Consider the following 1,108-nt stretch of genomic DNA (forward strand, 5'->3'; position numbering starts at 1 on the left):
TTCGGCCATGCCGATGCTGCGCATGCAGTGGTGGATGCGGCCGGGCCCGAGCCGGGCCTGGCTGATCGCGAAGCCCTCGCCCTCGCCCTTGAGCACGTCGGTGACCGGCACCCGCACGTCGGCGAAATCGATCTCGGCGTGGCCCTCGCGCTCCTGGTAGCCGAACAGCGGCAGGCCGCGCAGGATGGTCACGCCGGGGGCGTCGATCGGGACGACCATCATCGACTGCTGCCGGTGCGGCGCGGCGGTCGGATCGGTCTTGCCCATCACGATCAGGACCTTGCAGTTGCGGTGCAGGGCGTTGGTGGCGAACCACTTGCGGCCGTTGAGCACGTACTCGTCGCCGTCGCGCACCATCGACAGTTCCACATTGGTGGCGTCGGAGCTGGCCACGCCGGGTTCGGTCATCGCGAACGCGGAGGCCATGGTGCCGTCGAGCAGCGGTTCGAGGTACTTGCGCTTGTGCTCCTCGGTGCCGAACAGCTCGAGCACCTCCATGTTCCCGGTGTCGGGGGCGTTGCAGTTGCAGGCCTCCGAGGCGAGATGGCTGCGGCCCATGATCTCGGCGAGCGGCGCGTACTCGAGGTTGGTCAGGCCGGGGCCGCGACCGGGGTGCGGGTGGAAGAGGTTCCACAGGCCGCGTCGCTTGGCCTCGGCCTTGAGCTCCTCGAGGATCGGCGGCTGGAAGTGCGGGTCACCGGACTCCCGCATCTGCTCCTCGTAGACGGGTTCGGCGGGGTAGACGTGCGCGTCCATGAAATCGAGCAGGTCGGCGCGGTATTTCTCGGCGCGCTCGGAGAGATCGAACAGCGACATGGGAGCTCCCGATGATCGGCGGTGACTTGTCAGCGAACCTATTAGAAGTTGACGTCAACTTCAAGTCTGTTCCGTCGACGCCGCCCAGCTGGGGTGGCTGAGCTGGGCGGGTGGCTTACGGCCGGACCAGGGTGGCGATCCAGGCGCGGGTGTCGGCGGGGTCGATGACGTCGTCGAGTTCGAATCCGGTCGCCGCGGTGAGCGCCTTGCCCTGCTGATAGGCGAGCCGTCCACGCCATCGAGTGGAAGCCGCGGACCACGATCGCGGTGACCACCAGGCCGAACACGAGCG

1 protein-coding gene is annotated in these 1,108 nt (G+C 67.9%); it reads right to left on the bottom strand.

Translation table 11 applies throughout. From position 1 onward, the window contains the following. On the bottom strand, nt 1-816 hold an 816-nt coding region (locus ACWDNU_RS46660), incomplete at its 3' end, for an acyl-CoA dehydrogenase family protein (RefSeq protein ID WP_449673554.1). Between the last annotated feature and the right edge of the window lie 292 nt (nt 817-1,108).

Source organism: Amycolatopsis sp. NPDC003676 (assembly GCF_053587275.1).